General features: G+C 63.5%; 17 protein-coding genes and 9 pseudogenes. 17 read left to right on the top strand and 9 right to left on the bottom strand.

The window, feature by feature from the left end:
- Nucleotides 1-124 precede the first annotated feature (124 nt).
- The 9 genes and pseudogenes from I2456_RS16485 (at nt 125) to I2456_RS28565 (ending at nt 6,556) form a co-directional block, all read left to right on the top strand.
- Nucleotides 125-412 (top strand): transposase, encoded by a 288-nt coding sequence (locus I2456_RS16485; protein WP_163703929.1) that lies wholly within the window; start codon nt 125-127, stop codon nt 410-412.
- 68 nt (nt 413-480) lie between these two features.
- A complete protein-coding gene (locus I2456_RS28920; RefSeq protein WP_163703928.1) occupies nt 481-615 on the top strand; it encodes a transposase in 135 nt (44 codons plus the stop codon).
- 57 nt (nt 616-672) lie between these two features.
- Nucleotides 673-882, top strand: a complete 210-nt coding sequence (locus I2456_RS16490) for a hypothetical protein (protein WP_163703941.1) — start codon at nt 673-675, stop codon at nt 880-882.
- Between the two features lie 529 nt (nt 883-1,411).
- Complete coding sequence (gene ltrA / locus I2456_RS16495; protein WP_007168383.1) at nt 1,412-2,860, top strand: group II intron reverse transcriptase/maturase; 1,449 nt, start codon at nt 1,412-1,414, stop codon at nt 2,858-2,860.
- Between the two features lie 134 nt (nt 2,861-2,994).
- Nucleotides 2,995-3,088 (top strand): annotated as a pseudogene (locus I2456_RS28550) (hypothetical protein); the annotation flags it as partial.
- 118 nt (nt 3,089-3,206) lie between these two features.
- Nucleotides 3,207-3,536 carry a transposase gene (locus tag I2456_RS16500; protein ID WP_085075210.1) on the top strand — a complete coding sequence of 110 codons (330 nt, stop codon included), beginning with the start codon at nt 3,207-3,209 and terminating at the stop codon, nt 3,534-3,536.
- Nucleotides 3,537-3,571: 35 nt separating this feature from the next.
- Nucleotides 3,572-4,934, top strand: a pseudogene (locus I2456_RS28560) (IS21/IS408/IS1162 family transposase).
- Between the two features lie 83 nt (nt 4,935-5,017).
- Nucleotides 5,018-5,812 (top strand): annotated as a pseudogene (gene istB / locus I2456_RS16515) (IS21-like element helper ATPase IstB).
- A gap of 300 nt (nt 5,813-6,112) precedes the next feature.
- Nucleotides 6,113-6,556, top strand: a complete 444-nt coding sequence (locus tag I2456_RS28565) for a hypothetical protein (RefSeq protein WP_222106563.1) — start codon at nt 6,113-6,115, stop codon at nt 6,554-6,556.
- 407 nt (nt 6,557-6,963) lie between these two features.
- On the opposite strand, the gene I2456_RS16530 is transcribed toward I2456_RS28565, so the two are convergent.
- The 3 genes and pseudogenes from I2456_RS16530 to I2456_RS28570 form a co-directional block, all read right to left on the bottom strand.
- Complete coding sequence (locus I2456_RS16530) at nt 6,964-8,562, bottom strand: Nramp family divalent metal transporter (protein WP_139823294.1); 1,599 nt, start codon at nt 8,560-8,562, stop codon at nt 6,964-6,966.
- A gap of 74 nt (nt 8,563-8,636) precedes the next feature.
- A complete protein-coding gene (locus I2456_RS16535; protein WP_085075207.1) occupies nt 8,637-9,929 on the bottom strand; it encodes a magnesium transporter MgtE N-terminal domain-containing protein in 1,293 nt (430 codons plus the stop codon).
- Between the two features lie 176 nt (nt 9,930-10,105).
- Nucleotides 10,106-10,408 (bottom strand): annotated as a pseudogene (locus I2456_RS28570) (copper-transporting ATPase); the annotation flags it as partial.
- Nucleotides 10,409-10,988: 580 nt separating this feature from the next.
- On the opposite strand from I2456_RS28570, the pseudogene I2456_RS16540 reads away from it, so the two are divergent.
- From I2456_RS16540 to I2456_RS16550, 3 genes and pseudogenes are all read left to right on the top strand, one after another.
- Nucleotides 10,989-11,223, top strand: a pseudogene (locus I2456_RS16540) (transposase); the annotation flags it as partial.
- Nucleotides 11,224-11,360: 137 nt separating this feature from the next.
- Nucleotides 11,361-11,561: a YdeI/OmpD-associated family protein gene (locus I2456_RS16545; protein WP_390639592.1), complete on the top strand. Its 201-nt coding sequence runs from the start codon at nt 11,361-11,363 to the stop codon at nt 11,559-11,561.
- Nucleotides 11,562-11,650: 89 nt separating this feature from the next.
- Nucleotides 11,651-12,319, top strand: a complete 669-nt coding sequence (locus I2456_RS16550) for a sensor domain-containing protein (RefSeq protein WP_241007733.1) — start codon at nt 11,651-11,653, stop codon at nt 12,317-12,319.
- Nucleotides 12,320-12,390: 71 nt separating this feature from the next.
- On the opposite strand, the pseudogene I2456_RS16555 reads toward I2456_RS16550, so the two are convergent.
- Nucleotides 12,391-14,331 (bottom strand): annotated as a pseudogene (locus I2456_RS16555) (APC family permease); the annotation flags it as partial.
- A 121-nt stretch (nt 14,332-14,452) separates the two neighbouring features.
- A pseudogene (locus I2456_RS16560) lies at nt 14,453-16,372 on the bottom strand (APC family permease); the annotation flags it as partial.
- Between the two features lie 509 nt (nt 16,373-16,881).
- Here I2456_RS16560 and I2456_RS16565 point away from each other — a divergent pair.
- Both I2456_RS16565 and I2456_RS16570 read left to right on the top strand, forming a co-directional pair.
- Nucleotides 16,882-18,648, top strand: coding sequence for an NAD-binding protein (locus tag I2456_RS16565; RefSeq protein WP_068161340.1), 1,767 nt, complete (start codon nt 16,882-16,884; stop codon nt 18,646-18,648).
- A 173-nt stretch (nt 18,649-18,821) separates the two neighbouring features.
- Nucleotides 18,822-20,159, top strand: coding sequence for a PPE family protein, SVP subgroup (locus tag I2456_RS16570; RefSeq protein WP_085075205.1), 1,338 nt, complete (start codon nt 18,822-18,824; stop codon nt 20,157-20,159).
- A gap of 247 nt (nt 20,160-20,406) precedes the next feature.
- Here I2456_RS16570 and I2456_RS29150 read toward each other — a convergent pair whose 3' ends face one another.
- On the bottom strand, nt 20,407-20,949 hold the full coding sequence (locus I2456_RS29150; protein WP_390639594.1) for a pentapeptide repeat-containing protein: 543 nt from the start codon (nt 20,947-20,949) through the stop codon (nt 20,407-20,409).
- Here I2456_RS29150 and I2456_RS29155 point away from each other — a divergent pair.
- Nucleotides 20,831-21,274: pseudogene (locus I2456_RS29155) on the top strand (hypothetical protein); the annotation flags it as partial. The gene I2456_RS29150 and the pseudogene I2456_RS29155 sit on opposite strands and share 119 nt — an antisense overlap.
- 56 nt (nt 21,275-21,330) lie before the next feature.
- Here the strand turns inward: I2456_RS29155 and I2456_RS16580 are convergent.
- Nucleotides 21,331-21,657 carry an STAS domain-containing protein gene (locus I2456_RS16580; protein ID WP_068027107.1) on the bottom strand — a complete coding sequence of 109 codons (327 nt, stop codon included), beginning with the start codon at nt 21,655-21,657 and terminating at the stop codon, nt 21,331-21,333.
- Entirely contained in the window at nt 21,657-24,230 is a 2,574-nt protein-coding gene (locus tag I2456_RS16585) for a SpoIIE family protein phosphatase (RefSeq protein WP_085075204.1), read from the bottom strand. The genes I2456_RS16580 and I2456_RS16585 overlap by 1 nt, the downstream gene beginning before the upstream one ends.
- A 223-nt stretch (nt 24,231-24,453) precedes the next feature.
- Between I2456_RS16585 and I2456_RS29160 the strand changes: the two genes are divergently transcribed.
- Together I2456_RS29160 and I2456_RS28575 are read left to right on the top strand one after the other, a co-directional pair.
- The gene (locus I2456_RS29160) at nt 24,454-24,621 is read left to right on the top strand and encodes an NAD-binding protein (protein ID WP_085075203.1); all 168 of its coding nucleotides are present in this window, start codon (nt 24,454-24,456) and stop codon (nt 24,619-24,621) included.
- A gap of 132 nt (nt 24,622-24,753) precedes the next feature.
- Nucleotides 24,754-24,834, top strand: a pseudogene (locus I2456_RS28575) (hypothetical protein); the annotation flags it as partial.
- Nucleotides 24,835-25,029: 195 nt separating this feature from the next.
- On the opposite strand, the gene I2456_RS16600 reads toward I2456_RS28575, so the two are convergent.
- Entirely contained in the window at nt 25,030-26,499 is a 1,470-nt protein-coding gene (locus I2456_RS16600) for a flavin-containing monooxygenase (protein ID WP_068027114.1), read from the bottom strand.
- Between the last annotated feature and the right edge of the window lie 74 nt (nt 26,500-26,573).

Below are 26,573 nucleotides of genomic sequence, written 5' to 3' on the forward strand. Positions count from 1 at the left end.
CCCGGAAATTTGACGTGACGTGTGCTGGCCGAAGCGACGGCAAGCCGATCAATGACCTGTTCCCGATTTCCCGGACACCGGGGTTGAGGCGATGATCGTCTCAAGGGAAGGAGTCCGAGAGAAGATGCCTGCTGCTCATCCGGAGGAGTTTCGCCGTCGTGCGGTGGAGTTGGCCCGGCTGCGAGAGAAACCGATCGCCAAGATCGCCAAGGACCTGGCGATCAGCGAGTCCTGTTTGCGTCGATGGATGGATCTGGCCGACGTTGAGGAGGGCCACAAAGAGGGCCTGACCCGCGACGAGCGGGCTGAGCTGGTCCGGCTGCGCCGAGAAAAGCGGGTGCTGGAGATGGAAGTCGAGATCCTCAAACGGGCCAGCGCCTACTTCGCCCGGGAGAACATCCTCCCAAAATAGGGTTCCGGCTGGTCCACGAGCTGGCTGCGCAGGGCTTCCCTGTCGCGCTGACCGGCCGGATCCTGCAGGTGTCGACGTCAGGCTTCCATGAATGGCGCACCCGGGCGGCCTGCGATCGCGACCGCCACGACGCCGAGCTGGCCAACACCATCACCGCAATTCACACCGCGTCGCGCCACACCTACGGGGTACGCCGTATCTAGGCTGAGCTGCGTCACGGCCACGGGATCCAGGTCGGCCATAAGCGGGTGTGGCGGTGCATGAAACTCGTTAGCGTGCAAGGCGTTCATCGCCGCCGCTGGAGGCGGGAACCGCCGGCGGCCGCATCGTGGCCGGATCTGGTTCAGCGGCAGTTCCGCGCCGAAGGTCCCGACCGGTTGTGGGTCACCGACATCGAGCGCCGTGAGGCGCTGTTCAACCGAACGGAGGTGAGAGACCACCGTCGCCGAGCCATCGCAGTGGCCCGGTAGAAGCTGGGGGCAGCCTGATCTAAAGAGACTTTGGTGAGGGTGGGAAGCAGCCCCGACAACGCCGGGACGGCCTGGTACTGCCAGACGGGTCGGGTCCGGCTAGCGAGACGGGAAGGTGTACGCGAGGAACCAGCGGCTGAACGCCTCTTAAGAGAAGACCACCAGCTCCAACCTGGCGGATGCGGGCTGGGCAGCGACGCGCACCCGCCCTGAGGGCGGGGAACTCGTGGGCCGGTTGATGTCGCCGGTTCGGGAGGTCACGGTGAAGGACTGCGGCGTAGCCGTGACGAGGTCGCAGGGGCATAGCTGGACACCTCACCCGTCAAACGGTTGACAGTGAACACGGGAACCACCGCGCCGGTCCCCGGTCAGATCCGGCAGCCAGCCGGGCTGGAGGGGTAGGCAGTCGTCGGCTGATGCCGGTGTGGTGGGGCGGAGGAGCCGTAGTAGTCCGAGGCCGGGAAAGCCGGTCGCATGGCAAAGGGCTCCAGCGGGTTCGCGGCGAGTACGCAGACTGTGGAGGTCACTTGTGAATACGAGTGCTTTGTGGCCCGACCCGGACACGGCCGAGCTGCGGGTACGCAGGATGCAACGCAAACTGCACCATTGGGCGGTTGATGAAAGCGACCGCTGTTTCGATGATTTGTACAACCTCGTTTATGACCCCGCATTCCTCACCCTCGCGTGGGAGCGGGTGCGGACGAACAAGGGTGCGCGCTCAGCCGGTGCCGATGGGACCGCACCGCGGTCTGTCGGTGCGGCAGAGGCGGTCGGACTGCTTCAGCGGCTCCGCGAGGAACTCAAGGAGCGGATATTCCGGCCGGATCCGGTGCGGGAGGTGATGATCCCGAAGGCGAACGGCAAGCTCCGCCGCCTGGGTATCGCGACCGTCGCCGACCGGGTCGTGCAAGCTTCGCTGAAGCTGGTGCTGGAGCCCATTTTCGAGGCGGACTTTCATCCGTGCGCATATGGGTTCCGGCCGGGCAGGCGAGCCCAGGACGCCATCGCTGAGATCCATCACCTCGCCAGCGGCTCACGGGCCTATCACTGGGTTTTCGAGGGAGACATCACGGCGTGCTTCGATGAAATCTCGCATTCGGCCCTTATGGGCCGGGTGCGGCGACGTGTCGGGGACAAACGCGTTCTGGCCCTGGTGAAGTCGTTCCTCAAAGCCGGGATTCTCTCGAAAGATCTCGGCTACCGGGACACCATCACCGGCACTCCGCAAGGCGGAATCCTCTCACCACTGCTCAGCAATGTCGCCCTGTCCGTTCTCGACGAGCACTTCGCCGCGAAGTGGAAGGCGCTCGGCCCGGAATGGACACGTGCCAAGCATCGACGCGCCGGAGTTCCGACCATGAAAATCGTCCGCTACGCAGACGATTTCTGTGTCATGGTCCACGGCACTCGCGCTGATGCCGAAGCGCTTTGGGACGAGATCGCAGCAGTGCTCGCGCCGATGGGCCTGCGCCTGTCGGTCGAGAAGAGCAGGATCTGCCACGTCGACGAGGGGTTCGAGTTCCTCGGCTTCCGCATCCAACGGCAGATCAAAAGGGGCACGACCAAGCACTACGTCTACACCTGGCCGTCGAAGAAGGCACTTATGTCCATCACCGACAAAGTCAGGAATCTGACGCGGCGACACAAACATCGAACGCTCGCTGATCTGCTGCGCCAACTCAACCCCGTCCTGCGGGGATGGTGCAATTACTTCCAGCACGGGGTGTCCAAACGCACCTTCGACTACCTCGACCACTTCACATGGTGGCGGGTGGTGACTTGGATGCGCAAACGGCACCACGGGCTGGCGTGGGGCGTCTTCCATCGACGGTTCCTGCCCAATTGGCAAATCCGCGAAGGCAAGACGGCGATGTTTCGGCCGCAGAAGGTAGAGGTCACCCGATACCGCTACCGGGGCACGAAAATCATCACCCCTTGGACAGCGAGGCCGACGGACATCACTGCACCAGTGGCCTGAATCCGTGGAGAGCCCGTTGCGGAGAAATTCGCTCGGCGGGTTCGGAGGGCGGGCCGGGGAAACGGATCGGTAGAAATGCCGACACCGCGCCCCGGTCCGACCCCTACACTCAGCACCGCACCTGCGAAGGCTGAATCTACGCCGCGGTCGTGCTCGACGTGTACTCCCGCCGGGTAGTGGGCTGGTCGATCGCCGATCACCTCCGCACCGAACTGGTCGCCGACGCCCTGAACATGGCCCGCCTACGCCGCAAACCCGTTGGCACAGTGATCCATTCGGGTCTGCTGCACGGACAGGTGACATCTGAGTTGCTTGCCCCAGGTGGGCGGGCTGGAAGGATGTCATTGTGCCCAGGCCCTATCCCCGCGAGTTCCGCGACGATCTCGTCCGTGTTGCCCGCAACCGCGACGACGGCGTGATGATCGAGCAGATCGCCACGGACTTCGGTGTCCATCCGATGACGCTGACCAAGTGGATGCGTCAGGCGGATATCGACGAGGGCGCCAAGGTTGGCAAGAGCACCGGTGATTCCGCCGAACTGCGTGAGCTGCGTCGCCGAAATCGATTGCTGGAACTGACCGCGCTCGCTGAAATCCCCACTGACGCTCATCGAAATTCCCCACCCGTGTGGCTCCGCCGAGAAGGGCGGGCCTCCTTCGAAGCTACTGGTGTCTGACGCCAGTTGCTCCACCGAAGGAGGCCCGCTTTCTCATGCTCACATGGGAGGACGATGTGGAAATACATGCCCTACGCAAGCGTGGTTGGACGGTCTGGGCGATCGCCCGCCACACCGGTCTTGACCACAAGACGGTCCGCAGATATCTGGCCGGTGACGGTAACCCGGGGTGGGTGCCTGGCCCGGCCCGGATCCGTTTGACCCGTTCGTCGACTACGTCACCGCGCGGCTGACCGAGGACCCGCACCTGTGGGCCCGCACCCTGTTTGACGAGCTCAAGGAGTTGGGGTTCGGTTTGTCGTATCAGAGCTTGACCCGCAATATCCGGGTGCGGGATCTACGGCCGGTGTGCCAGGCCTGCCGGACCGCCACCGAGCGCCCGAACGCAGTGAATCCCACATGCACCCGGGGACGAAACCCAATGGGACTGCCTGGAATTGCCCGACCCACCGGCATCCTGGGGTTGGGGCAAGACCGCTCATCTGTTGGTCGGCTCGCTGGCGCATTCCGGTAAGTGGCGCGGCTTCTTGGCGCCATCGGAGGATCAGCCGCACCTGGTTGCCGGCTTGGATCGCGTCACCCGTGGACTTGGTGGGCTGACCCGGGTGTGGCGGTTCGATCGAAATGGCCACAGTCTGCGACCCCGGCTCGGGACGCGTGACCGCCTCGTTCGCGGGGGTCGCCAAGCACTACGGCGTGGCGGTGGCGATCTGCCCGGCCCGGCGCGGTAACCGCAAGGGCGTGGTGGAGAAGGCCAACCACACCGCCGCCCAACGCTGGTGGCGCACGCTGGCCGACGACATGACTGTCGAGGCTGCACCAGGCCGACTTGGATCGCTTTGCCCGAGTCCGTGGTGATACCCGGCTGCGGGCCACTGCCGATGGCCGGTCATCGGTGGCGGTGATGGCCAAAACGCAGCCTCTGCAAACGGCACCGGCGGTGCCCTATCCGGTGATCATCTCCGAGACCCGCACCGCATCGCGGCAGGCAATGGTGTCCTACCGCGGTAATCGCTACTCGGGGCCCCCGGAGCTGGCCGCCGCCCAGGTGGTGGTCAGCCATCCCGTCGGCGGGCAGTTCTGTGACATCGCCACCACCAACGGGATCGTGATCGCCCGGCACCGCATGGTCGCCGACGGGCTCGGTGTCATGGTCCGCGACAGCGGCCATGTCATCGCCTTGGACACCGTCGCGATGGCCACCGCCACCACCGGGCGCCCGCACCGCCGCAAGGAACGCATCCCACCCGGGCCGGCAGCCAAAGCCGCTGCCGCGCAACTTCTTCAGATCCAGCGGGGCCTACCGCTGCTATCGAATCTGTAACTCACTCAACCGATTCCACCGTCATCGATCTGTCCGCCTACGAGCGGGCCGCCCAGAACAGGACCATCCAATGACCCCGAACCCACGCACCGGCAAGACCGACATCACCAGCACCGCCGAGGAGTCCCCGTCGGCCGCGGCGAGCCGGTATCAATAGCTGCGCTCGCACCTGGCCGAGCTCAAACTGGCCGCTGCCGCCGAAGCACTGCGCACAGTCCTCGACCAAGCCACCGTCGAAGGGCTGTCGTTGACCGTCGCTTTGGAGCGACTGCTGGCCGTGGAAGTCGAGGCCAGCACTGCCCGACGTCTGGCCGGCCGGCTGGGGTTCGCCTGCCTGCCGACCTCGGCCACCCTGGCCGATTTCGATGTCGATGCTGCCGCCGGGATCGACCGCAAGCTCATCGACGAGTTGGGCACCTGCCGTTATCTAGAATCGGCGACCAACATCTTGCTCATCGGGCCGCCGGGTACTGGAAAGAAGCACTTGTCGGTCGGATTGGCAAGGGCTGCAGCCCATTCCGGTTACCGGAAGGGCTGCAGCCCATTCCGGTTACCGGACGTACTTCACCACCGCTGCCGATCTGGCAGCCCGCTGCCACCGTGCCGCGATCGAAGGACGCTGGGCCACCACCATGCGCTATGCCGGTCCGACGCTGCTGATAATTGACGAACTCGGCTATCTTCCTTTGCCCGCCGAAGCCGCATCGGCGTTGTTTCAGGTTGTCTCCCAACGGTATTTGAAGACCAGCATCGTCATCACCACCAACCGGGGGTGGGTGCGTGGGGCGAGATCCTCGGCGACACCATCGTGGCAGCCGCCATGCTCGACCGCCTGTTGCACCGCTCAGTCGTGATCAACCTCGACGGCGAGTCCTACCGCTTACGCGACCACCAGGCCGCCGCGGGAACCCTGCGCCGAACCACCACCGGCACCCGCCAACAACTACACTGACCGCTGCACACAGGTGAGGAATTTCGGCGAGCACACCTGGGGACTTTCGGTGAGCGCGATCAGTACAAGAGGACGAAGTCCTGCGCCGAGCAGCCGCCTACTTGTCGCAGGCCAACCTGCCGGGAAAAGGCACTACCCGCTCGTGAAAGAGCTCGCCGCCGAGGGGATCCCCGTGGCGGTGACGTGCCGGGTACTCAAGGTCGCCCGCCAGCCCTACTATTGCTGGCGGGCCGACCCCATCGCCGAGGGCGAATACGTCGAGGCGCATCGGGGCCAACGCTCTCTTCGACGCCCACGGCGATGATCCAGAAGTCGGGTACCGGTTTCTGGTCGATGAAGCCCGCGACGCCGGTCAGTCGATGGCCGAACGCACCGCCTGGCAGATCTGTTCGAACAACGGCTGGTGGAGCACGTTCGGCAAGCGTCAACGCGGCAAGAACGGCAGAACCGAGCCGCCCGTGCATGGTGATCTGGTCGGTCGAGATCTCACCGCCGGTACGCCAAATCAGTTATAAATGGCCGACATTAACGAACACCCGTATCGGCGAGGGCAAGCTCTACCTCAGTGCGATCAAGGACGAGTTTTCCAACCGGATCGCCGGCTACAACATCGACTCCCGGACCAAATACTGTCGAAAGGCCGGTGTCTTTTACCAGCGGCAAAACAGGTTGCCGGTCTGGTCTGCATCGGAGCCCGGTGCACACCCTATGGCCGGTAGCGATCGCGACATCGCGGTTAGTTGAGACGGTCCTGCGTTCCTGAGCGCGGCCGAGGAAGTCATCATCAGTTTGATCCGCTGATGCAGGCGTAGCGAATTGCAGTGCAGCACCAGGAGCAGAATCACGCTCGTCGTCAACCACTTACCACCAGGCACATCCGTTTGGGCCATTAATCTCTCCTGCGGGTGGTAAAAGGTCTTGAAACGCGGGAGTGTCGCTGACCACCGACATGCCTTCGTTCGGTGCGCACGCGGCGTCGTCGACATTGGACGATGATGAATGCCACTGCCAGAGCGACCGCAATGGTGGCGAGGACGGCAGTTCCTGTGATCTGCTGGACCTCGTTGTAGTGCGGTAGGTAGTTGGCTTCTGCGGCGAATCGCGCGTTGGGTGCCGTGCCCATTTTGGTGACCTTCCGGATTGGCCAAAATTCATCGGCCGCTGAGCTGGACAGCCTTGACAATGAGCAGGACGGCGCCGACGACGAGGTATCCGCGCAGCGCAATCATGCCTAGACGGGTCCCTGCCGACCAGGTCACGGGTTCTAACAAGGTCAGTGGTGGCATTCGCCAGCTATTGCGGTCAAGAGGCCGCGCCGGGCTTGATACCGCCGGTGGTGAGGGCTGGCGGCGACCCATCCAACGAAGCGTCGGTACCGTGGCTGCGGCGAGTATGATCAACGTCAGTGACAGGTACCCGGCGAGAACGATCACGTCGAGGCCGGGGAACAAGGTAGTCGCCATCAGGATTCCCGACAGCAGCAGCAGGACGCCGACGATCAGCCCGGCAACCCAGTTGAGCCAGCGTCGATTCACCCAGGGGCCCAATACTGCCCGGTCGTTGCACAGTAGCAGGAGGAACACGCTGGCACTAGGCAACAGCAAGCCAGCGAGGGCCTGTACGGCGGTGGTGATCAACCCAAGGGGGGCGCCAGGAATCAGCACGATCGCCGCCGCAAACGACACCATCGCGCTGTAGGAAAGGTAGAACGGTTTCGCATCGGCGAACCCCCGGTGGAGCGAGTGTTTCAGGCCGAATACGTCGCCAAAGGCGTAGCTGGTGGCCAGGGTCACTGCGGCGGCGCCGAGGATAGACGCGTCGAGCAGCACGATCGCGAACAACCAGCCGAGCGTCAAATTGTGTTGGCCTAGCAGACGCGCGATGGCGCCGGCGTCGGTGAAACCACCGGCTGTGCCAGTGGAGCGCGCCGCCCAATCACCGATCATGACCAGCGCGGTGGCGCCGACCACCACGATGAACGCCCCCAAGACCGTATCGACGCGCTCGTAGCCCATAAATCGAGGTGTTATGCGCTTGTCGACGACGTTGGACTGCTGGAAGAACAGCTGCCAAGGCGCCACGGTGGTCCCGACGATAGCAATGATCAAAAGCACCGCGTCCGAGGTCACGCCACCGGAGATGTTCGGCGCCACATATGACTTGGCGGCCTGGGCCCACTGTGGGTGCGCCATCAGCAGAATCGGGATCTGCGCCAAGGTGATAACAATAAAGACGAACATGGCCCGCTCCCACCGGCGAAAGCTGCCGCTGGCCATGATCGCGATGAGCGCGACCGCTGAGACCGGAACGACAATGTATTTGGAGATACCAATGTAGGCGGCGGCCAAAGTGATGCCGATGAACTCGGTGACGATCGTGAGAAAGTTGAGCAGGAACAGGTCGCCGACGGAGAACCACCCCCAGCCGCGGCCGAAGCGTTCGTTGATCAAGCGAGCGTGTCCGACACCGGTAACCGCGCCGAGCCGGACCACCATCTCTTGGTTGACGATGAGCACCGGAATCAGCAGGAGTAGCACCCACAGCAGGGAGTAGCCATAATTTTGGCCAGCTTGGGTGTAGGTGGCCACCCCGCCGGCATCGTTATCGCCGACCATCACGATGATTCCGGGACCGACAATGGCAAGCAGCGTCAGCAGCCGCGTCTTGAACGTGCGGGGATGGTCGGTTTCCGCGACGTTAATGCGCCCGAAGGCGCCCTCGATATCACCGAGGTGAGCCGAGTCAAGCACTGCAGTGCGCTTCGGTGGTGGCGACTCGGATCGGTGAGTGGTTGCTGCGTGGCCGGTGGCCTTCTCGCCGGAGCTCACGGCGCCTCACTCTCTGGTCCAGGCGCGTCCCGATCGTCACACGATGGGGTGATTTCGCGGACCGGGCGGGGGGCGGGTTCGCGACGACGCCAATCCTCGGGGATGGTGACTTCTAGCACGTCATCGACGGTGACAACTCCGAGCACGCGGTCGTGGCCGTCGACGACGGGGATGGAGTAGAGGTTGAAGTCGGCCATCAATAGGGCGACGTCAGGGACATCGGCTTCGGCCCCGATTCGGATTGGGTCGCAATCCATCAGTGATTCAACGGTTTGACCGGGTTCGGCTTGCAGCAGGTCGATCACTGACACGACACCAGCCAGGCGGTTGTCTTCATCAACGACATGCATCTTGACCAATGCCTCGGGTTGTATCCTCGTGGCGCCCGCGATCAGTGCCAGCGCCGCGCCCGCAGTGGTGCTTGCGGCGCAGGAGACGAAGTCGACATTCATCAAGCCGCCGGCACTGTCGGGGTTAAAGCCCATCAGGGTGATCACCTTCGTGCGCTGCGGGCCCGGCATCAGCTCCAGCACGCGCCTGCGCCGCGATTGACGCAGGTCTGCGATCGCGTCGGCGGCGTCGTCGGCGCGCATGCGGCCCAAGAGTGCGGCGACCTCGTCATCGGCCATGTCATTGAGCAGTCGGCTGGCCTTGTCAGGGTCGAGTTCTTCGAACACGTCGGCTTCCAATTCCGGATCGCTGCGGACCCGGTCGAGGATCTCGCCGCCCTCGGCTTTGTCAGCGTCTTCGAGAAGATCCGCGATGTCCGCGGGTTTGAACCCGCCAAGCCGGTTTGACTGACTTCGCGAGGCACCGGAGCGGGCGTGGCCTATCAGTGGTTCGAATGCCTTCCAATCTCGGGCGGCATGCCCACCCCGGCTTTTGATTAGTCCGAAGAAGCGCGCCGGGCGGCGGGTATCCAGACGGGCAAGCACCCACCCGGCGCCGGTGTCTTCGAGCTCCACGTCATAGGCGCGTACCAACTCCACGGCAGCCACATCGATCAACCGGTGTCCCAGGACATCAGTGCGCAGCAACACCTCGCCGTCGCGGCGTTCGAAACCGCGCAGATCGATTTTGTGTGTCGCCAATACCACGCGATCTGGGGCGTATTGGGAAATGGAGGGGCTGCCGATGAACACCCGCCGCCTCCCCACCACAGCGACGATCCCGCTCACCAGCGGGTACTCGTCGGCGCCGCGCAGCCGCACAATCACATCCTGCACCCGGCCCACAACCTCGCCCGACCGGGCCAGGACTGGCGCGTGCAACATCGCTGAAAGATGCATAACCGGGGGCGCCCCAACCTGCTCGGCCGACGTCTCTAGTCCACTCACTTGTGCTTACCTTTCTTACCGGGCGCTCGTCGGGCTCAGGATGCCATAGCCCACTCGAGCGGGTCATCCGCCAGTCCAAGACACGCGCACTTCGACGATGACGCTGTGGGGAGACGCGACAGCATGGGTTAGTTGGCGACCGGGGGCGGCGTCGCGTCCTGGTAACGACTGGTCACAGCAGGCGCTGTCGTCGGGCGCCCGTTGAGGGTCGCAGAGTTACCGTTGGTCAGACGGTAGCGGATGAGTCGAGGACTGTTGGTGACCACCGCGACCGAGGAGACATTGTGCAATATCGATGCCCGCATTGGGGAGAGCGATGCAGGCGCCCATCAGTAGACCGACGGAGTTGACGGCGATGGACATGCCATAGTTTCACCGGATCACTGCGACGGCTCGCGTGGCCAATCGGGTACGTCAAGCAGGCGCCGCACGACGGCTTGCCCAGCGCCAGCCCGGCCACTGCCCAAGGAGCCACAGCAGGGGACTGCCGCAAGCATGCTCGGCGCGCCGCTGGCAACGATGGCGGGGCGCCGCATAAGCAACGTCGGCGAAACCTACCTCCGGTTCGTGCGCCGCCTGACGACGGTGGTACCGCCCTCGACATCGACGAACCTTGCATAACAAGGAAGAACGCCGCATCGCCTTAAGTCTGGGCCAAGGCCATATCGAGGAAGACGTGTGGGGCCTGCCGCCGCACCGATTCACCTTGACCGCTGCTCACAGGTGAGGCATTTCGGCGAGCACAGCCGCGGTTTTTTTCTGAGCGCCGTCACCACGACCAACCCAGATCTTTGGCAACCTTGGCGATCGGCTTCTCCCGCAGCCGGGCCAACTCCACTGCACGACGGCGAAACTCCTCCGGATGAGCAGCAAGCATCTTCTCTCGGACTCCTTCCCTTGAGACGATCATCGCCTCAACCTCGGTGTCCGGGGGCAAATCGGGAACAGATCACCATCGCGTGAGTCTCTGTGGTGAAACGACCAAGGATCACTACCGAGAGGAACATCGCGATGGCCCTGGACCAGTCTGCGTTGTTGGAGGTGTTGGATGCACTACGCAATGCCGATGCCATTGAGCGCATCAAGCAAGCAGCCGAATCGATTTATCAAGCGATGATCGATGCGGAGCTGACCGCGGTGATCGGCGCCGGCCCACACGAGCGCACCGCGTCGCGGTGGCAATCAGCGCAACGGCTCTCGTCCGCGCACGGTCAACACCACCGCCGGGAATTTGGAGTTGCGGATCTATCTGATCAACTGCCTCCGTCGGGCGGCCGTTCTGACGCCCGGCGGCCATGGGCGTTTACCCTGGTGGGCGTGAGGATCAAGCAGGTGTCGGGCGGAGTGGTCCACGAGTTGCCCGTGGATCTGCGGGAGGCGTTGATGGCCAACTCCACGGCATTGGCCGCCTGGGAGGACATCACACCCTTGGCGCGCAACGAGTTCATCTGTTGGGTCGAGGACGCCAAGCAGGACAAGACGCGGGAACGCCGCATCCGCCGGACCCAGGAGGAGCTGGAGGAAGGCAAGCGCCGGCCGTGCTGCTGGCCGGGATGCAAACATCGCGAGCGCACGGGCAGGTAGTCGCAACACCGCCGGGGGGATTGAGCGTGAAGGGACGAGGCGGCTCGCCGCTCTCACAGCGATACGCACTTGCGCGTGTGGCATGTTGCGTGCCGCTCATCTCGGCCGTCACCGCGCTCTCCGGCTGCAGCACGGTCGTCGCGGGCACCCCGAAGGCTGCGCCGCGCGGCCCAGCGTCCGGCGGCCCGATCTACCCTTCGCAGTTGGACGATTTGCTTACCCCGTCCGGTTCGTTTTCGGCGGTCCCTAACAACCCGCTGGGCGAAGAAGACATGCAGTCCGCGCTGTTCATCGGGGCCGACCCTGCCCAATGCCATGGCGCCGTCGCGTTTGGCCGCTTCCCGCTTTTCCCGGCGAACTACACCGGCCGCGAGGCCCGTACCCAGCAGGACCACGATCGGAACCAGCACCAGCTACTGGAGGTCTCGGCGACCTATCCAAGTAATTTCAATGCTGCGGGCTTCCTGGACTCGGTCCGCAGCACCGTATCGGCCTGCCAGCGGCCCGTTTCCGCCTGGGGTGACAGCGGGCGCGGCATGACGGTGAACCCAGCGCCGCTGGTTCCGAGCCCACCGGAGGTGGCCCAGTGGATGACGAATCTGGGCGGGCAACAATGGGCTTGCGATTTCGCGGTGATTTCGAAGGCCAACGTGGTCTCGCAGATCGTGACCTGCTCCCCCGACCGATCCGTCGATATCGAAGGGCTGGTCGCCAAGCGACTCAAGAAGATAAACGACCTGCTCAACTCCACGTCGTGACGACCAGGTCAGTCCCCCACCAGAGTTGACATCGGCGTCTCGGCTTCGACTGCTCGGTTCACACCGCCATCTTCGATGCCGTCAGGAGCCACGCGCGCGATTCGCGACTCGATGTCGTACGGCACGATGATCGCGGTTGCCCCACGGATACGGCTCACGGCCCGGGCCATCTTGTCCGCGGTGCGGTCATGCAGGAGCCGACCCAGCAGGGGTGAATATGTCCGACGCGGCAGGAGGACTGTCACTTTGGCCTCTGGATGATCTAGGAGCACCTGAGAGACCAAGTGGTGCGCGGCTCGACTGAGGTGGCGGTCGGGGCAGTCGACCACCAGCAGCGGCGTCTCCTGTTCGAAGCGCTCCCAGCGCTCCTGAAGCCGCGCCGCGTGATCGGCGTCGACCACGAAGTGCACGGCCCTGAGATCGTCGGCGTGCAATCCATTTCCGTACCGCAGTGCTTCGATCTCGGCAAGGTCAACCGAATCCACGAAGACCAATACCCGTAGCCGCGGATGCCGGGCTAACTCCGGACGTTCGGTGTGCGACATCTCCAGCACCGAGGCCTCGGCGCGGTACTTCTGATTGAGTCGCATCAGACCCAGCACCAACGCCGGGAAGACGACGGCAATGAGCCAGGCGCCTTCGGCGAATTTCGCCACCACGAAAATGCCCACAACGACCGTAGACAAGATGGCCGCCGACAGGTTGACGCCGAGTTTGCGACGCCAGCCTCTATGACGGTGTCGCAGATGATGTTTCGTCATGCCGTAACCGGCCATCGCGAAACCGGTGAACACACCGATGGCGTAGAAGGGGACCAACGTCGTCACCGATCCCCTGGTGATGATCAGCAACGTCACCGAGAACGCGGTCAACGTGAGAATGCCGTTGGAGAACACCAGGCGATGACCGCGTTTGGTCAGCGGCCGCGGCAAGAATCGATCCTCGGCAACGAAACTGGCCAACGCGGGGAACCCGTTGAAACTCGTGTTGCAACCGGTGAAAAGGATCGCCGCGGTGGCGGCTTGCACCAGAAAATACAGGGTGTTGCCGACCACACCGTTGCCGAAGACCGCACGGGCAATCTCTGACAGCATGGACGGATACTCACTCAGATACGGAGTGGCGTGCGTAACGTGGGCCAGCCATGAGACTCCAGCCAGCAAGAAGCCGAGGACACAAGCCATCCGCGTGAGCACCCGACGAGCATTGGCCCCTTCGGGCTTACGGAAGGTGCTGACGGTGTTGGAGATCGCCTCGAGGCCGGTCAACGAGGTGCCGCCGTTGGCGAATGCGCGGAGCACGACCAGGACAGTCGCACCCATCACCAAGCCGCTTCCGTGGTGTACTGGCACGCCGCCCACGATTCTTTGCGGGTCGTATTTCGGTAGGCCCCAAATGAATTCACGCACGAGGCCAGTCACGATCGTCAGTGTGATCATGGCGACGAAGAAGTACGTCGTGAAGGCGAACGCCCGGCCGGATTGGCGCAGGCCGCGCAAGTTGGCAACGCACATCAATACGACCACCGCGACCGTGATCTCCAGGTGGTATGGGCGCAACACCGGGATCGCCGAAACCACCGCAACGGTTCCGGCTGCAGGCTGCACCGCCACAGTGACCACGTAATCAATCAACAATGCCGCCGCAGCGATCTGCGCCACCCTGGGTCCGAAGTTGTCCCTGGCCACCATGTATGCGCCGCCCGCGCGGCTATACGTGGTGACGACCTGGCGGTACGACGCGGTGACCAAGACCAGGATCAGAAACACGACACCGGTGATCGGCAGCAGCAAGGCGAAGGCGGCCATCCCGGCCGCGGGCAGCAGTTCGATCATGATCTGTTCGGGACCATAGGCGGTCGAGGAGATCGCGTCGGGCGAAAGTGCGCCCAGTGCAACGCGATTGGACAAGCGCTCGGAGTCGAGCTGATCAGTGGTGAGCGGCTTGCCCAGCAGCACCCGCTTGCATTTGTCGGTGAATGACGGCGGTATTCCGCCGACCGGTGTCGCCATAACGCATCACTTCCTCAGAGTTCGACGAAATGTCAGGTGCGGCAGGCGACTTGGCGCAGCCCCGGCCGGCAGTTATTCACTGAGCCTGTTGACCAAGACTGAGATGTCACCCCGCGCGGGTTGCCTCCGCAATCCGGGACTCGATGTCGTAGGGCACGATCTGCGCCGTTGCCCCGGGAATGCGGCTCACGGCGCGGGCGATCTTGTCCGCCGTTCGGTCATGGAGCAACCGGCCTACCAGCGGCGAATATGTGCGGCGGGGCAACAGCACCGTCACCTTGGTGTCGGGATGATGGTCAAGCGCCTCGAACACCATTTGATGTGCGGCGCGGCTCAGATGACGATCGGGGCAATCGACCAGGCGCAGCGGTGTCTCGTGCTCAAAGTGATCCCAACGCTGCCGTAACCGTTCGGCACGCAGAGCGTCGATCACCAGGTGCACGGCGGTGAGGTCGTCGGCGTGCAAACCGTTGCCGTAGCGCAGTGCCTCGATCTCGGCGAGGTCTACGGCATCAACGAAGACAAAAACCCGATGCCGCGTATAACGCGCCACATTGGGCCGTTCGCCGTGTGACACTTCCAGAACGGACGCCTCCGCGCGGTACTTCTGGTTGAGCCGCATCAAGGCGAAAACCAGCACCGGAAACACGACGACGATGAGCCATGCCCCTTCGGTGAACTTGGCTACCGCAAAGATCCCCACCACAATCGTGGACAGGATCCCCGCCGACAAGTTGACGGCAAGCTTGCCTCGCCAAGCCGGGCCGCGGTGGCAAAGGTGGTACTTCGTCATACCGTAACCGGCCATCGAGAAGCCGGTGAATACGCCGATCGCGTAGAACGGGACCAGCGCGTTGACCGATCCACCGGTGATCACCAGCAAGGCCACCGACAACGCGGTCAAGGTGATGATGCCGTTGGAGAACACCAGCCGATGGCCCCGCTTCATCAGCGGGCGCGGCAGGAACCGGTCTTCCGCAACGAAGCTGGCCAGCGCGGGGAAACCGTTGAAACTGGTATTTCCGCCCGTGTACAGAATCGCTGCGGTCGACGCCTGCAGAAGGAAATAGAGAACGTTGCCAATCATCCCGTGCCCGAACACCGCGCGGGCAATCTCCGACAAGACCGACGGGTATCCGTCGACGTACGGGGTGGCATGGGTGACGTGCGCGAGCCAGGCCACCCCGGTCAACAGAAATCCGAGAATGCACGCCATGATCGTCATCACCCGGCGGGCATTGAGGCCCTCGGGTTTACGCAGACTGTTGACAGTGTTGGAGATTGCCTCTACTCCGGTCAACGACGACCCGCCATTTGCGAACGCGCGCAGCAGGATCAGCACGGTCGCGCCCATGACCAGCCCACTGCCCTGGTGCACGGGCACCGCCCCGGGAATGTGTTGTGAATCGTAGGTCGGCAGGTTGCCGAACAATTCACGCGCCACGCCGATGAGAATCATTCCCGCGACCATCACCACGAAGGCGTAGGTAGGGACCGCGAAACGAACGCCGGCTTCGCGCAATCCACGCAGATTGGCAAAGCACATGAGCAAGACCATCCCCACCGTGATCTTCAGGCTGTAAGGACCCAGCACCGGTAGTGCGGAGACGACGGCAACTGTCCCCGCGGCGCATTGCACTGCCACGGTGACCACGTAATCGATCAATAACGACGCGGCTGCTATTTGCGCCACCCGTGGCCCGAAGTTCTCCCGGGCCACCACGTAGGAGCCGCCGGATCGGGTCTAGGCCATGACGACCTGGCGGTATGAAGCGGTGACCAATACCAGGATCAGCAAGATCACACCGGTGATGGGCACCAGCAACGCGAACGCGGCCATCCCGGCGGCGGGTAACAGTTCAATCAGAATCTGTTCGGAGCCATAGGCCGTCGACGAGATTGCGTCGGGCGAAAGTACGCCCAAAGCAACCGTATTCGACAGTCTTTCGTGCTGGAGCTGATCAGTGATCAACGGCTTGCCCAGAAAGCTCCGCTTGCACAAATCAGAAAACGAAGACCACTCTTTCGGGCTGTCAGCCAAAGTCGTTGTCACTGAATTACATTCCTTCCCCCAGCCTATGACGTCGGCGAAAGCCTAGCGGTTGTCGATGAGCCGAAGCCCTGCCCGACGACGTCTTTCAGAAAGTTGCCAGGAGCTTCCCATGAACGCTTGATCTGGATGTAACAAAGTAACGAGATTGTAGAAACAACGGACCTGCCGAGCCGCCCTTATCGCCGCATAGTGCCGCGCAGCAGGTGCTGGCTCGAGCATGATCCTTGGTCCGGCTCGGGCCAACACGCATGTCAACCAGTGGATTTCGATGTCAACGCCGTTGATTAGCTGCTAGCAGCTAGCACCGTGACATCGTGATGAGGGCAACGATCATCGTTGTGGACCGGAGAGGGGGAATGCATGGCGACTGAGACCTGTTCTGTCACAAAGCCATTTGCGCCTTCGGTGCCGCCCTGCCAGCTAATCAATTGCGCAGGAGCAACATTCGCGTATGGCTCGCACGCGCTCGATCCACATTTCCCGGAAGGGTGGACTTCATGCACCAACACGTGATCGTCAGCGGTGACGACGCGCTGGCGACGACCATCATCGACGAATTGAAAAGGGCCGGCGCGACCGTTGCCAGATTGATCGGCCCAGAACTCGCGGGCACCCGAGTCAAAGCCGAACTAATCAGCGCGGGAATCGCTCATGCGGCGGCTATCGTGTGCGCCGGGAATGACGACGCGACCAATCTCGAGGTCGCCTTGCTGGCCAGGAAGGCCAGTCGCACTATTCGAGTGGTGGCACGGTTGGCCAACGATGTGCTGCGCGAGGCGGTGGCCGTTGACGACGGGCCGAGCGCGATCTTCAATGTCGCCGATCTTGCCGGCACGGCAGTCGTCGAGGCCTGCCTAGCCCGCACGACGCACCCTTTTCGCGCGGCCGGCATCGACTTCGTCGTGTTCGGCGCCGAGGCGCCGCGCGATGCCACCCTGCGCGAGATCTACGGCAACTTGGCGCCCGTTGCGATCGTCCGCGAACAGGACAAATCCACGTCCGGCAAGGTGGTGCCCTGTCCGGGACGCGACGAGCAGGTCCGGGCCGGCGACTGGACTTCTATGATCGGCACCCCCGATGAGCTCACCGCCTGCGGCGTCAGGGTTCCGCGTGACTCGCGGACGCGCTCGCGGCAGTCCCGCCTGCGCCGGACCCTCGACGCAGCCCGGACGTTGCCGGCCGAAGTCAATCCGGCGTTCTATCCGGTGATCGGTGCATTGATGGTGTTGATCCTGGGATCTACGACGCTGCTGCACTACTCCTACCAGCACCCCGGGATGTCGTGGGTCGACGCCTTTTACTTCACCAACGAGACGATCACCACGACGGGATATGGCGACTTCAGCTTCGCTCAGCAACCTACTTGGCTGCGGCTATATGCAGCCATGTTGATGCTAGGCGGAGTTACCACCACCGCGCTGCTGGTCGCGTTCGTCGCTGATGTACTCCTGTCGCGTCGGTTCGTGTTCTCCTCCGGGCGTCCGCGCGCGCGTCATCTACGAAACCACGTCATCGTCGTCGGGCTCAGCGCCCTGGGCACCCGGGTGGTCACCGATCTCACTAACGCCGGCTACGACGTCGCGGTGATCGAGCGGGACCAAAACAACCCGTATCTATCGACGGCGGCAGAACTCGACATACCGGTGATCTTCGGCGACGCCACACTACGTCCGACCCTGGAGGCGGCTCGCGTCGACAGAGCACGTGCGGTGGCGGTGTTGACCCGTGACGACATGATCAACATTGAGACCGGAATCATCCTTCGCGAAATGCTCGGTCCAGAGGTCAAATCGGCCGCCAACCGCCGAGGACGGGTTCCACTGGTGCTGCGCGTGTACGACCATGAGCTTGGCTCTGCGGTAGCCCAGCGATTCGGCTTTGAAAACGTGCGCTCCACAGTCGAACTCGCCGCGCCATGGTTCATCGGCGCGGCACTCGGGCTGCGTGTACTGGGCACCTTCTCGGTGGGAAATCGCTCGTTCATGGTGGGTGGAATGCACGTCGGTGCGGGCAGTGAATTGGATGGGCTTCCGATGTTCGAAATGTCGACACAAACCCGTGTCATTGCTGTCACCCGCGAGGACGCGCCGGTTCAATTGCACCCGCGCCGGGATGCCCGACTCAGCGCCGGCGACACCGTCTTCCTCGTCGGGCCCTATCGGGAACTGCTTGCCACCCTGCGCAAGGGTCAGCCGCCCCGACAACCGGTTTTGCACCATGCGGGGGTTCTCGATGACGCAGAGGTGGAGTCGAAGGCTTCATAAGCGACGCACCGGTGCGCCAGCGGTGTATCCGGTACCGCGCGACCCGAAAAAACCCAACGTTGTGATGTTGTCGAGGGGGAACCTTTGTTATCTGTGGCTGTCGGATTGAGAGTTCACCACAGCGGCGATTCCCTGGGGGCGGCCGCGAGCCGAGGTATTGGTGTTTGCTGACAATGGATTTCGCGTCACTACCGCCGGAGATCAACTCCGGTCGACTGTATACCGGTCCGGGGTCAGCCCCGATGCTTGCCGCCGCCGAAGCGTGGGAGCACTTGGCGGCAGAACTGTTTTCGACAGCCAGTTCTTACCGGTCAGTTATCGCCGGACTGACCGCCGCCCCGTGGGTGGGTCCGTCATCGACGACCATGGCGGCCGCCGCGTCCTCCTATGCCGTCTGGATGAGTGACACCGCCATCCGGGTCGAGCAAACCGCCAGCCAAGCCAGAGCCGCGGCGGCCGCCTACGAAACCGCTTTCGCGGCTACCGTGCCACCGGAGATCGTAGCGGCCAACCGCAGCCTGCTGTTGATGCTCGTCGCGACGAACCAGCTGGGCCAGAACACTCCAGCCATCGCCGCCACCGAGGCGCAATACGCCGAGATGTGGGCACAAGACGTTGGCGCCATGTTCGGGTACGCAGGCTCATCGGCGATGGCCACTCAGGTGACACCGTTCAATTCGCCAGTGCCGAACACCAATTCGGCCGGCTTGGCCAGTCAGGCAGCGGCTGTCGGTCAAGCGGGGCAAGCACCAGCAGGCATCGCGCAGAGCACCCTGTCGCAGATTGCCGAGGACTTCTCTGCGGTGCCGTCGGCGTTGAGCAATATGGTGTCCTTAGGGCCAATCGGTCCCCTGTCACCACTAGACATTCTGGATGTGGGTGCCGACTTGATCGCTTTCGGCATCGACGCGCCGGTCTCACCCATCGGTGCGGTATCCCTTCCGATCGACCTGGTCGGAGCCCAAACCGGTTTGCACACTGACGAGATCGTCAGTGGATGGCAAGAGTCCGGCGTGCTGCCCGAGGTGGGAGCCGCGTCGCCGACATCGACGGCCACGAACGTGGTGTCGAGAATGGTGACCGGAGCATACGGCGAAGGGAATCTGGTCGGCGGACTGTCGGTGCCCGCGACCTGGACCGCCGCGACGCCCGCGGTGGTGCCGGTGGCGCTGCAACTGCCCGCCACCAATATTGGCGCTGAACAGTTGGCGGCGACAGCCGGTTCGGGTACCACGTTGGGTGATATGGCATTGGCCGGCATGGCCGGGCGTGCGGTGGGTGACACGTTGGGCGTGCGTTCCCGGACCCCAGGCAAGGTGACACCCAAGGGTCATGCCAAGGTCGGAGCAGCGTCCTCGACGGCTGAGGAAAGCCCCGAGGTGGTGAGCGCCCCGCGCGCGGTAGTCACAGGAATCGCGGCGGAGATTCGCGAGTTCGCCGAACTGCGCGAGCAGGGACTGTTGACCGACGAACAATTCATCGAGCAACGCAATCGGCTGCTGGGGTTGTGAGGCGGCTCGGCCATCCGAAGCAGCCTTCCAATAGTTCTCTCAAAATTGTTGTCGCACAGCAGTTTTAATGGGACTGGTCAGTTCGCAACCACCGAGTTTGCTCAATCTCACCGTTTAGCGATCAGGAAATCGGGAAGCGGGTATTAGCAAGGGCAAAGTTTGATTAGCAAGCAAACGACGTATCGGAGGCGGCAGTGTCAACACAATCGGGACCCAAGGGTGGCTGGGGGCTTCAATTGCGAGCCGTTCAGCTCGTCGTTGCCGCGGCGACTAGGGTCGCGCGGCTAGTCCGTCGCACCATCGACCGCGGTGAGCAGGTCGTCGAGCAGATCGGGATCACGGACGGCCGATCGTCGTCGCCGCAGACGCCGGCGCTGCCCAGCGTTCCGGGCCCCACCGAGGCCAAGGAACCGTCAACCTCGGCCGCGGCCGGCACCCCGCAAGGCGCCGAGGGGATTGCGAACAGCCAGAAGTCAGTCAAGGCGGCACCCGCCACGAAGGCGCCAGCGAAGAAGGCGCCCGCCAGTAAGGCACCGTCAAAGCAGGCGGTGAAGAAGTCACCGGTGAAGACGCCGGCGAAGAAGGCAGCACCAGAAAAGGCAGCACCAGAAAAGGCAGCACCAGAAAAGGCAGCACCAGAAAAGGCAGCACCAGAAAAGGCAGCACCAGAAAAGGCAGCACCAGAAAAGGCAGCACCGGAGAAGGCATTGCCGGAGAAGGCAGCGACCAAGAAGGCACCCGCCAAGAAGACGCCGGCGAAGAAGGCGACACCAGATAAGGCGCCCACCACCAAAGCCACACCAGAGAAGGCGCCCACCAAGAAGGCCACACCGGAAAAGGCGCCCGCCAAGAAAGCAACACCAGATAAGGCGCCCACCAAGAAGGCCCCAGCCAAGAAGACGCCGGCGAAGAAGGCGACACCAGACAAGGCGCCCACCACCAAAGCCACACCACAGAAGCAACCCGCCAAGAAGGCCTCTGCAAAGAAGGCCCCTGCAAAGAAGGCGCCGGCGACTACATCCCCGCCGTCGTCAACTGCGAGTGGCTCGTCGGGCAGTAATCAGGTCAAGAAGTCGACTACCCCGCCGAGGAAAACCGCCGGCACCAGTAAGTAAGCGAAATGCGCTGCACCGCATACCCTTCGAGGGCTCTACTAGCCAGGCCCTGACTTTCAGAGTTCCGCGGTCTGCGGCGCGACGTCGATCGGTACCAGCTCGGTCAGTCCGCTCATCCTGAGGATGGACATCAACAGCGGGTGGGCGATGACATGAATGTGGTCGGCGCGCGCAAACAGGGCATTGATCGCCGCGCTATCGAGGTACTCCACAGCGCTCAGGTCGACGGTGAACCGGCCGCCGCTGTTCGTCGCATCGGTGGTGGCAGCACTCAGGGCCTGGTCGAAGGCGTCGATGTTGCTTAAATCGATTTCCCCTGCCGCAACGAGCACAACATTGCCGTCGTTGCAGCGAGCGGTGTCAAGGGTGAGCGACGTGGGCATCAGGTGATCCTCGCGGATAGGTGAACTGTTGTTCCGTCGGTGTCGGGGTGGATGGTGACGTCTTGCATGAGCCCCCGCATCAGGGTGATACCTCGACCGCGATGGGGGTAGGAAGCCGGCTGCGGTGTCTTCCACGTGCCGGTGTCCGTAATGGTCAATTGCACCCGGTCGTCCAGAGCCGTGGCGCCGAGGGTGATGGTGCCTCCGGGGCTGTGGCGGTGACCGTGCTCGATGGCATTCGAGACGGCCTCTCCGGCGGCGATGAGCACATTCATTGTCTGATCCGGGTCCACCCGGGCCCGGGTCAACCAGCGGCGCAAGGCAGTGCGGGTGGGCGCGAGATGGTTCGGGTGTGCCGGAAAGGTGAGCTCCAGCGGGGCCGGATGGCGGTAGAGCAGAAGGACCACATCATCCTGGTAACCGCCGCTTGGCGCCACAGCGGACATGACCTGATCTGCCAGATCGTCGAGGGCGGAGGTCCGGCCGTTCTGCACAACGGCGGCGACACGGGACATGCCGTGCTCCAGCGGAATCCGGCGGCGTTCCACCAGACCGTCGGTGTAGAGCGCGAGGGTCGCGCGCGCGGGCATCGCCGCGTGAGCTTCCGGGCGGGGCCAACCGGGTCGCATACCCAACGCAATGGTGTGCCCACCGTCGAGCTTGTGGGTGGTGCCATCCGGATTGACCAGCAGCGGCGGCGGGTGGCCGGCGCTGGAGTACACCAATTCACCGGTATCGGGGTCGAGCACCACGCACACCGCCGTGGTGCACTGGGCACCGGGCAGCCGTGCCGCGAAGCGGTCCATCCCCGACAACGCAGCGCTTGGGCTCGGGTTGTCGAAGAGCAGCGCGCGACAAGCGCTGCGCACCTGCCCCATCACGGTGGCGGCGGCGAGGCCATGTCCCACACAGTCCCCGACGATCAACGCGATGCGTCCGTCATCCAAGTCGACGATGTCGTACCAGTCCCCGCCCACCTCGAGCGGCGGGCTGGCGGCCTGGTAACGCACCGCGAAGCCGCTGGGCAGATGAGCGGGTCCCAGAATCGCATGCTGCAGCGCCAGGGCGGTCTCTCGCTGCTGATCAACTTGATGGACTCGCTGCAGGCCCTGGCCCAGGCGGCCGGCCAGCACGGTCAGCAGAGTTTGATCCTCCAGAGTGAACGCCCTCTGTTCGGTCAAATCGATCCAGACGACAAGCACACCCTCGGGATGCTGCAGCGCGATGCCCGCCGTCCCGAGCATCGACGTATTGGGGGTGAGCAACTCGCCATCACGCAACGCACTGAGGACCTGTCGGGTTTCGGGCGCCAGGTCGGTCCACTGCGCGGGCTCACCGACTGATACAACTTCCGGCGCGCCGAAGACCGGGGCTCGGGTGGAGGGTTTGCGGGTCGGGAAGGTGACGGCCAGAACGCGGCGGGCCCGCCAGAGCCGACGCAACTCCTCAGCCGCGGCGTGCACCGCGTCATCCAGCGTCGCCGCTTGCGCGAGTTCCTGATTGAGCGCATGTTCACGGCCCGCCGCCAAGGCCAGCGCGATAGCAGCGTGTCGAGCGAAGTCGCTGACGAGTTCGAGGTAATCGTTGCCGAACGGCGGCTGCTGAGGGTGACGTGCGACGGCGATTACGCCAAGCACGGCCTGGTCGGCGACCAGCGGCATGACTATTGCCGAGCGCTCACCGACATCGGTGAACCCCTCGATCGGGTACTGAAAGGAATCGGTGATCAGCGGTTGACCACGGCGCGCCACGCCACCGGTGGTCGATCCGTCCATCGGGACTTGGCGACCGATTACTTCCGAGGCATAACGGCCCGCGGTGGCGGCTACGACCAGTGTGTCGACCTCATCGGCGGGCAGGTCCGGCTCCCTTGGCACCAGCAGGATCGCTTGTTCGGCACCGGCCAACTCGAGCGCCCGGTTGACGATGAGCTGCAGAGGCCCGGTTTGCGGGTCGCCCGACAGCAGCGCCGTGGTGATCTCACGACTGGCCTTCGTCCATTTCGCTGATTCTCGTTCTTGCTCGAACAAGCGGGCGTTGTCGATGGCTGCGGCCGCCGCCGTGGCCAAAGCCCGCACGGCGCTCTCCTGGGAATCGGTGAACACCAGCCCTGGCCGGTCGTCGGCCAGATAGAGGGTTCCGAAGTCGGCTGCTCGGACGGTGATTGGTATCCCGAGCAGCGCCCGCATCTGCGAGTGCTGCGCCTGTAGTCCTTCGGCCTGCAAGTATGCGGTCAGGTCATCGACTCGCAAACCGTCTCCGACCGGCAGAACGCCCAGCTGCTGTGCTGCGGCGTCGCCCATTCCCGCTTGCACGAAAGACACCAGGCTCCCCTCAGACGCGCGGATGCCCAGCGCTCCGTAGCGGGCGCCGGTCAGCTCCATCGCCGCACTGACGATTCGATGCAACGTTACGTCCAGGTCGAGGTCGGAGCCGATTTCGACGATGACGCGCACCAGATCTTCCATCTGGTCGCGAGCAGCGACCAGTTCGTCGATCTGTTCGTGGATTCGGCTGACCAGCGAGCGCCTGCCCTGCCAGGTGAATGCGGATTCAACCCGGTCTTTGTCCATAGATGCAAACCTAATCGGTAGGGCCGGGGCTTCTTCCTCTAGACGCGCCGCACCCGTAGACCACTTTCGAGCCGACGGACGCGTCACCATTCGGCAACCACGCGCGCCGGCCACGGCATCATCGCCCGTACCCACGAATGCGGATTTGCAAACTTCTCGCGTAGGTCGCGGACCGTCGGACCGGACGAGTCGGCGGAATTTTACTACTACCGCGCGTAGTATCATGGAGGTAGGTGTTGTCGGTGGCGGGATCGCCGGTCTGGCCGCGGCCCTGGCATTTCATCGGCTTGGACATCAAGTCTCTGTTGTCGAACGACCATCCGCCTTTACAGAGGTGGCCGGCATTTGGGGCCGCACAGCCGAATTCGGCGCGCTGCCGCTGCCCGGATAGGGCGTGTACGCCTACGGTGGCGCACAGTCCGGTCATCCGGACATGGACTTCTACCTCGACTTGCCCGCTCCCCTACCCGAACTCATCGCGGCCCGCGAGCCGAACCGAGTCATCATTCATGAACTACAAGAAATGCCTCCGGTGAGCAACCCGTTGCCGGGCCGCGTCGCTTTGATCGGCGATGCGGCGCATGCGTTGAGACCGACTTTCGGACAGGGCGCCGCTCTGGCACTCGAGGATGCTGGGACACTTGCCCGCCTAGGTCCGCATCGCTACGTCAAGGCGCGTCGCCGGCGTACCACCGACTACCCTGCGCGACAACACCTTACGCGCGATGCCCAATCGATTATTCAGTACCGCGGCGGGACTTGCCAGCGCCTGGAAGCCGCCCTACGAGCACGACTACGGCTAGACGGCCACCGGCGTCCGGTGCTTGCTGAACCGCAGCGCTTGGTCGCCGACCTTGCCCTGCCGAATCAAGCGAATGTCGAGCAGGTAGTTCTGCTTGAGCCGCCACGGTGCGCGTTCCCCGGCCTTGGGGAGGGTGTCCAGTGCCCGCAGCACGTAGCCGGGCGTGAAGTCCATCAGCGGACGCTCTTCGACAGAGTCGCCCGGGTGTTCGGGCACGAAGGTGTCAAAGCCGTTGTCGTCCATGTAGTTCAGCACGCGGCAGAAGTATTCGGAGACCAGGTCGGCCTTGAGCGTCCACGAGGCGTTGGTGTAGCCGATGGTGAAGGTCATATTCGGAATACTGGACAGCATCATGCCCTTGTAGGCCATGGTCGTCGTCAGGTCGACGGGCTCACCGTTGCGGCGAATCGCCGCCCCGCCGAACAAGCGCAGGTTCAAACCCGTTGCCGTGATGATGATGTCGGCATCGATGTGGTCTCCGGAAGTCAGCTGGATGCCGGTCTCGGTGAAGCGTTCGATCGTGTCGGTGACGACATCGGCCTGGCCCTTGCGGATGGTTCTGAACAGATCACCGTTGGGCGCCAAGCAAAGTCGCTCGTCCCACGGGTTGTACCGCGGATTGAAGTGCTTGTTGACATCATAACCTTCGGGCAGGCGGCGCTTGGCCATAGTCAGCAGCGTCTTGCGCATGTAGTCGGGATAGCGGCGCGAAAGCTGGTACTGGAAAGTGGAGAACAGGATCGCCTTCCACCGGTTGGCGATGTAGGCAAGTTTGGGTGGCAAGTACTTGTTGGCTTTGACGGCGAACGGGTCGATGGCAGGCAGCGAGCCGATGAACGTGGGTGACCGCTGCAGCATCGTCACGTGTCCGGCGCCCGTTTTGACCAGCGCCGGTATGAGCGTCACCGCCGTGGCCCCCGATCCGATGACCACGATCTTCTTGCCCGCATAGTCCAGGTCTTCCGGCCAGTGCTGCGGGTGGATGATGGGGCCCTTGAAGTCCTCCGAGCCCACGAAAGTCGGCGAGTAACCCTCGTCGTAGTTGTAGTAGCCGCTGGCGGCGAACAGGAACGAGCTGGTGAGCTTGATGGTTTCGTCGCCCTTGTCGACCGTGACCGTCCAGCGGTTGTCGGCGTCGGACCACTCAGCGGCCGTCACGGTGTGCGCCGTGCGGATGTGCTTGTCGATGCCGAACTCGGCGGCTGTCTCCTTGATGTAGGCCAAGATGTCTGGCCCGTCGGCGATTGCCTTCTCCGACGTCCACGGCTTGAACCGGAATCCCAGCGTGTACATGTCGGAGTCCGACCGGATACCGGGGTACTTGAACAGGTCCCAGGTGCCGCCGATGTTCTCCCGGCGCTCGAGGATGGCGTAGCTCTTGGAGGGGCAGCGCTCCTGCAAGTGCCACGCGGCACTGATGCCGGAGATGCCGGCGCCCACGATCAAGACGTCGAGGTGTTCGGTCATGGCGGTCACGTTATCAACGTGGTGTTGAGATAGTCAACAGGGTGTTGAGAATCTCGACATGGAGTAAAGTCGGC

This window comes from Mycobacterium kubicae, assembly GCF_015689175.1.
Taxonomy (GTDB): Bacteria; Actinomycetota; Actinomycetes; order Mycobacteriales; family Mycobacteriaceae; genus Mycobacterium; species Mycobacterium kubicae.